The sequence below is a fragment of the Mesorhizobium sp. GbtcB19 genome, from assembly GCF_019091085.1.
Classification (GTDB): domain Bacteria; phylum Pseudomonadota; class Alphaproteobacteria; order Rhizobiales; family Rhizobiaceae; genus Mesorhizobium.
The window spans coordinates 41,990-48,806 of the sequence record NZ_JAGXJY010000031.1 but is presented as its reverse complement, the minus strand read 5'-3'; the positions used below and the strand labels follow the sequence as shown (position 1 = coordinate 48,806).

Sequence of the window (6,817 nt, the reverse complement as noted above, 5' to 3'; positions counted from 1 at the left end):
TCGGGCCTGGTGACGCTGACGGCGACGGTGACCGACAATGATGGCGACAAGGCCTCGCAATCACTCGACCTCGGCTCCAAGGCCACCTTCCATGACGACGGCCCGGTCTTCAATTCCGTGATGGACGCGATCGTGGCCAACCAGGCCGGCACCAGCTTCACGGGGACCTACAACGCGGCTTTCGGCGCCGACGGATTGGATCACCTGTCGCTCGCGCTGCTGGCGAGCGGCACATACAGCGGCAGCGCGGTGACTTTCGCCCAGGCCACCAACTCGGGCGTCACGACCGTTCAGGTTCAAGACGCAACCACGCACGCCGTGATCTTCACCTTCTACTACACCGAGACCGCACAGGCCGACGGCGGCGTGCTGATGCATGCCTATTCGGACACGAGCAATCCGGCAGGCAGCGCCTTCTTCACGCTCGATCTCAACGCGAACGGCACCTACGACTACACTTTGAACTCGCCGTCGGTGATCACGACGACGACCGTGACCGGAGATTCCGCCTTCGCGTCTTCCGGCGGTAGCCAGAATTCGCTTACCTCGCCGGACGGCCAACTCGTCATCACCGGCGATCTCAACGGCGTCGCAACGCAGGTCAAGGCTTCCAACGTTGGCATTGCGGTCGGCAGCAGCGGGCAGCAGATGGATCCGCATGAGACGCTGCACCTCAACTTCACGCAGGATCAGACGACAGTCAGCTTCGTTCTCAACAAGTGGGGCGGAAGCAACGGCAGCGTCGCCGACATCCAGTTCCATGTTCTCGACAATGGCGGCTCCGTCAGGGACTTCGATCTCCAGATCACGAAGCCCGCGACCGACATCACGATCAAGATCGTCGAGACCTCGGACAACACGCTTCTGACGACCAATGGCGGCGTGGCGTTCAACGCAGCGACCAGCACCTATACGCTGTATGTCAACCACGTCTACGACGACGTCAACGTCACCTATGACCATGCGGTCAGCGGCAACCCGACCTTCGCCTTCAACAACATCACCTATGGCGAGGTGACGACGATCCACGATCTGACGATGAATTTCGGTTTGTCGGCGACCGACCGCGATGGCGACACCTCGACGCTCGCCGATCCGCTGACGATCGCCACGACCTCCGCGCTGACGCTCGACGCGCATAACGCTGCCTTTGCTCCGGTCGACGGAAATGACGGCGTCGTCATTGCCGGCGGCTCAGGCAACGACACGCTGATCGGCGCTGACGGGAACGACATCCTCTACGGTGGCGCTGGACTCAACCACATGACCGGTGGCAGCGGGAACGATACGTTTGTGATCGATCCATCCAAGCTTACGGTTCACGTGGCCGACGTCATCGCAGATTATGCGCCCGGCCATGACGTCATCGACCTGTCAGACCTGCTCAAGTCCCTCGGCGCCAACGCGCCGACCACGGATCCGCAGGCCGACGCCGCCGTCAATGTTACCTTCTCCAACAATGCGGCTCACGTGATGGTCGACGACAACGGTACCGCGGCCGGCGGCAACATGGTTGAAGTGGCAACACTGACGGGAGTTGGCGTGAATTCCGCGATTACCATTCTGTATGATCACACCCACACCCACACGGAAACCGTGACTTGATGAGTGTGATCGATCGGATGACGCAAACTTGGTGGCGCTGCGGCGTAGCGCAGCGCCACGCTTCCATGCTATGCATTAGCGAACCGTGAATTTGCTTTTTGGAGAGGGACTTACATGAAGCGTTGTGCAAGATTGCTGGCTTCGGCCACGGCGCTGCTGCTCGCCGGATCGACGGGCTTCGCCGCCGACATTATCGGCGAGCCGGCGATAAACTATTGCCGCACCGTAGGCACTTCGGACCTGGTGCTGACCGACAATATGGTCGAGCTCAAGGACCATGTGGTGAAGCTGATGGACGAATCGGTCGCCGTCGCCAACAGCCCGGAATGGATCAACTCGTCACGCCCCGCCTTCGTCTGGGCCTCGGAAGCCAAGGTCGCCTGCGGCATGGCCTATGGCTATCTCAAGACGAACTACAAGGACGAGGATACGCTCAACAAATGCGAGTGCTTCCACGACCGCATGGTCGAGTATATGCACTGAGCTGACGGCCCACAGAGCACCAGCTGGCAGCGATGGTGGCCGACGGAAAGCTGCTCAAGGCGATCGCGCTAGAGCGGTTCACCGTTTCGCAGAAACGGCGAACCGTTCTAGCTTTTTGTTGTGACGCAATTCCCAACGGAAGGCTACGGCGAAGTCGCCGAGCCCGACTGCTAGGCACTTTTCCTGGAATTGCTCTTTGTTTTGACGCAATTCCGAACGGAAAACCGCAACGCACTTTTCCTGGAATTGCTTTGGCGGTCGCCTTGCTTGGCTTGGGCCAGACACCCGTCCACGCCAACTGGCTGGAACGACCGCAGCTGCGGCAGGCAATGCCCATCCACTGTGATGCGGCGCCGCAACGGAACCGCGAGACATTCAAGGCATTCGCAACCTGCCAGGCGTCGCGCTATGGCCTCGAGCCGGTGCTGGCGCATGCGGTGATGGAGATCGAAAGCGACTTCGATCCTGGCGTGCACGGCGCCGACGGCGAAGTCGGCCTGATGCAGGTCATGCCGGCAACGGCGCGCATGCTCGGCTTTCGCGGCTCGCTCGACGAGCTCGGCGAGCCGGCGACCAACATCGCGCTCGGCGTCAAGTATCTGGCGCAGGCAAACAGGCTCGCCGCGGGCGATCTTTGCACCACCGTGATGAAATATCGGGCCGGGCATGGGGAAACCCGCTTCTCGGTCCGGTCGGTCAATTACTGCCAGCGCGCACGCGCGATCCTGGCAAGGGAAGGTTTCGAGGTGACCGGACCGCTGCCGGTGGCGACGGTCGGCTTTTCCGACGGTTCGGTGGACGAGCTTGTCCCTGGCCAGGGAAAACGGGTCTGCGTGCGCCGCTTCTTCGTGCCCGGGCCGCGATACATGAGATGCGCCGAGTATCGCAGCCCGGCGCAGGCAAGAACGATCCAGGCGCTCAGGGCGCGGCTGTTCGACGGCTAGGCTGCGGCCCGAGAATGAAGCGGCGGCCCGGCAAGCAAGACGTTAAGACGAAATAGAAGATAGACCGGGACAATACCCGGCGACACTCGGGTGGACGTATGATGAGATTTGATCGGCACGATCCGCGAATATGGGCCATTGCTTTCGGCCTGGTTGCGACGCTGTGCGGATGCCAATCCAAGAGCGGCGCGTCGGACGTGCTCGATCCGGCGGCGATTGCCGCGCCCGCGGCACAAGGCAGCCCGGCGGTGCCTGCCCAGCAGGCAAGCAGTCCGACGCCGGGTAGTCCGGCGGCGCCCGCCCAGCAGGCAAGCAACGCGAACCAGGGCAACCCAGCCCAGGCCAGTACGACCCAGGGCGGCCCGACCTCGGCCGCCGCCGCGCAGGCCAACCTGACGCTCGGCTCAGGGCCGACCAAGGTGGCCATGCTGCTGCCGCTCTCGGCCGCCGGAAGCACGGGCGAGAACGGCCGCAAGATGTATGACGGCGCGCGGCTTGCGATGGCCGATCTCGGCGACAAGCTGTTGACGCTGACGATCCAGGACACGCGCGGCGACAGCGGCTACGCCAAGGACCTCGCGGTGAAGGCGATCACGTCGGGCGCGGCGAAGGTCATCATCGGACCGTCCGAGCTTGCGGCCACGCAGCATCTTGCCAAGCTCTCCGGATCGAAGCGGCCGCCGGTGCTGGCGCTGGCCGACAATTTCGCCGGCGGCCCCGGCGTCTATTCCGTGCGGTTGAGCGAAGCCGACAGTGCCGCGGCGGGCGCGGCGGCAATCGCCAGCAAGGGCGCCAAGAAATTCGTGCTGATGGTGCCGGCGGGCACCGACAGCAGCGCCATCGAATCGCGGGTTGCCAACGCGCTCAGCATCTATGGCGCCACGCTTGCGGTGACGCTGCCCTACTCAGTGACTGACGGCGCAAAGGTGGTGTCCGACATGGGCTCGCTGGTCGACGCGCCCAACGCCGTGGTCGTCGCCAGCGGCGACGGCAGCCCTGCCCCGGTGCTTGCGGCGCTGAAGGCGAAGGGCATTCCGGGCAAAGCCGTGACGCTGATCGGCACCGACCGCTGGCTCGAACGCCCGATGGATCCGCTCTACGAGGGCGCCTATATCGCGACGCTCGACCAGAGCGAGACCGGACCGATCGCCGACCGCTTCAAGGCGACCTACAACTACCAGCCGGACATGAACGTGGCCTATGCCTACGACATGGTGGCGCTGAGCGCGGGCATCGCGAGCTCAGCCGGCCCCGCCGGCTTCTCGAAGCAGGTGCTGGAGAACACGAGCGGCTTCCGCGGCTCGACCGGCCTGTTCCGCTTCCGCGCCGACGGCTCGAGCCAAAGATCGATGCCGTTCTTCAAAGTGGAAAAGGGCCAGTTGAAGCTGGTGGAGAAATCGACGTCGGGGTTTTAGAATAATTTGGGCTCTGGGGGTCTCGTTGGATTTTCTTAGAAAGCTTTTCGCCTTAGTTGCGATAGCCGCTGTCGTGGCAGGTGCGGTGGCCGTCATCGAACGCTTGGTGTTTGTCTCGCCAAAGCCGGCCGTGTCGAGCGAACCGCCACAGAAGAAGCCGGCGCCGCAACGCAGGTGGCGCCTGACTTAATCGGACAGTCTAAGATCACGCTGACTTGAGTTCTCTCAGAGTGCCGGCTTCTCTGCCGACCCAACGGATCAGGCCGATCGAGATGACGGCTATGACAGCTCCGCCAACGACGTCCATGAAATGGTGGCCGCCTTCCGGAACGGTGGCGGCGATCATCGCCGTATTGACCAGCACGGCCGGCCAAAAAAGGAATGTGCGTCGAAGGGCAAAGACGACCAAAATGCCTAGAGACGTGTGAAACGACGGGAAGGAAACCAGTCCGACCATCTCGCGCATGGTGAATTCGTAAGGCGCCAGCGAGCGAAGCTTGTGAAGGGTTTCCAAGTGCGCAAACCCGCCGACCGCCGTGAAATGGCTATAGGACGACGCCTGCGGCTGATAATAGGAATAGGCTCCGGCGGTCGGGACCAGCATTGACATTGTGGTGGTCATGAAGAGGGCAACGACCAAGGTGGCGGCAAATTCGAAGAACCGGGCCTGGCCGCTCATCGAGGCATGGAATATCAGCACCAGCGGCACCTGGTAGAGGACAGAGGCATAGCTGGCCACAAGAACCGAGGCCAGCAACGGCGACGAATTTGCCGCCTCGACCACGGCCGGCCAGTCAAAGCCAATCGACCGGTCCATCGCGGCCATGGCTCCATCCATCAGCGGACGCTGCGTAGCGGCGGCGAGAAACATATACAAGCCGTTGGCAGGCGAAAAGACGAAAAACAGCATCACGAAGACGCCGACGCACTCCAGCCCCTCCGATACTCCCGCCAATGCATTTCCAAGCGTACCAGTCGCGCGGCGCATGCTCAGATAGAGTAGTTTAGACAGGCCGAAGAACATTGCGCCAAAGGCGATGCCAAACACCGCCCCGGCCGCGATTGCGGGCGTCAGGTAAATAGCGGATCGTTGCAATAGGATGGCGTCCGAAAGCGCTAAAAGACCGATGGTGGCGACTATGACCAACAGGTATCGATGATATGCGCTCATCAAGACCACTCCCCCGAGTGATGAAAATTACTATCAATTTCCCCGAAAGCGTAACCAAATCGACCCGACCCATGGGGTCGTTTCGACTGGAGATGGTCGAGGGTGGGCCTAGTCCAGAGCCGTAGCCGTCAAAAAGAGCGGCCGGTTGGCATACAAGGCCCGAAGAGGCCTAAGGCCGTCCATCCGCATCACCCCGCGCTGTCAAATGGCATGGCTGAACTCGAAACAGCGGACTGCCTGACCTCGGCCACTGGCCCGGCGCTTACCGCGCGCGTAGCGGCAATGGAAACCAAAGCAACCGCGGCTCCGGCGAGCACATCGGCGAAATAGTGGCCGCCCTCCGGGACCGTGGCGAGGATCATAATCGCATTGATCTCGGCCACCGGCCAAAACAGGATCGAGCGCCGCAAATTGTAGGTGATGATGATGCCCAGCGCGGTGTGAAAAGAAGGAAAGCTGGTAAGCCCGATTGTGTTGCCAATCACAAATGTGAATGGCGTCGAACTCCGCAGCTGCGCGAGGGTCGAGAGATGGGCGAGACCTCCGACGCCGGTGAAATGGCTGAACATACCGCGATCAGGCATATGGAAGGAGTACGCACCCGCGGCGGGCACGGCCAGCATCAGGATGCCTGTCATAAGCCCGGAGAGTGCATTCAAGGCCACGAATTCCAACATCCGCTCACGGCCGCCACCGATCGATTGCACCAGAAAGACTAGTGGAACCTGATAGGCAAGGGCGGCGTAGCAGAAGACCATTACCGCCGCCACCGATGGCACCATGTTGGCGAGCTCGACAGTTCGGATCCAGTTGAAGCCGACCGCGGCATCAAACGACGCCAGGTAGGCGTCCATCAGCGGACGTGTGGTGTTCGCCGCGAGATACATAAACAGGAAACTCGCCCCCGAAAGCGGGATGAAGAGCACAAGAAAAGTCCCTATGTTCTCCATGGAACCGACAGTGCGCACCAAAAAGGCTTGCATGGCGTCCGGGAACCTGGGCCGCCGCATTTCCACGATCCGCGCGGCCGCAAAGAAGAATGCTACCAGAGGCACGGCTTTCAGCAGATAGACCCAGTTGGACGGGCTGAATGTCACGTCCGACAGCGGGAGCATAATGAGATCGGCTGCTACAAAGATCGCCGTCACGAAAATAATGACTGCCACGTAGCGATGGGACACTGACCGTTTCATCCCGAT

The 6,817-nt window shown here is 61.7% G+C and carries 6 protein-coding genes; 4 read left to right on the top strand and 2 right to left on the bottom strand.

The features are described 5' to 3' along the window. The 4 genes from KVT37_RS33900 to KVT37_RS30020 form a co-directional block, all read left to right on the top strand. Nucleotides 1-1,605: type I secretion C-terminal target domain-containing protein (locus KVT37_RS33900; protein ID WP_217578640.1), on the top strand; the 1,605-nt coding region annotated here is incomplete at its 5' end. 114 nt (nucleotides 1,606-1,719) lie between these two features. After that, nucleotides 1,720-2,088 carry a hypothetical protein gene (locus KVT37_RS30030; RefSeq protein ID WP_217578639.1) on the top strand — a complete coding sequence of 123 codons (369 nt, stop codon included), beginning with the start codon at nucleotides 1,720-1,722 and terminating at the stop codon, nucleotides 2,086-2,088. Nucleotides 2,089-2,417: 329 nt separating this feature from the next. Further along, nucleotides 2,418-3,032 (top strand): lytic transglycosylase domain-containing protein, encoded by a 615-nt coding sequence (locus KVT37_RS30025; RefSeq protein WP_217578638.1) that lies wholly within the window; start codon nucleotides 2,418-2,420, stop codon nucleotides 3,030-3,032. Between the two features lie 98 nt (nucleotides 3,033-3,130). Further along, the gene (locus tag KVT37_RS30020; RefSeq protein ID WP_217578637.1) at nucleotides 3,131-4,447 is read left to right on the top strand and encodes an ABC transporter substrate-binding protein; all 1,317 of its coding nucleotides are present in this window, start codon (nucleotides 3,131-3,133) and stop codon (nucleotides 4,445-4,447) included. Nucleotides 4,448-4,652: 205 nt separating this feature from the next. Here KVT37_RS30020 and KVT37_RS30015 read toward each other — a convergent pair whose 3' ends face one another. Together KVT37_RS30015 and KVT37_RS30010 are read right to left on the bottom strand one after the other, a co-directional pair. Beyond that, nucleotides 4,653-5,618 (bottom strand): phosphatase PAP2 family protein, encoded by a 966-nt coding sequence (locus tag KVT37_RS30015; RefSeq protein WP_217578636.1) that lies wholly within the window; start codon nucleotides 5,616-5,618, stop codon nucleotides 4,653-4,655. Nucleotides 5,619-5,806: 188 nt separating this feature from the next. Continuing rightward, entirely contained in the window at nucleotides 5,807-6,799 is a 993-nt protein-coding gene (locus KVT37_RS30010; protein ID WP_217578635.1) for a phosphatase PAP2 family protein, read from the bottom strand. Nucleotides 6,800-6,817 lie beyond the last annotated feature (18 nt).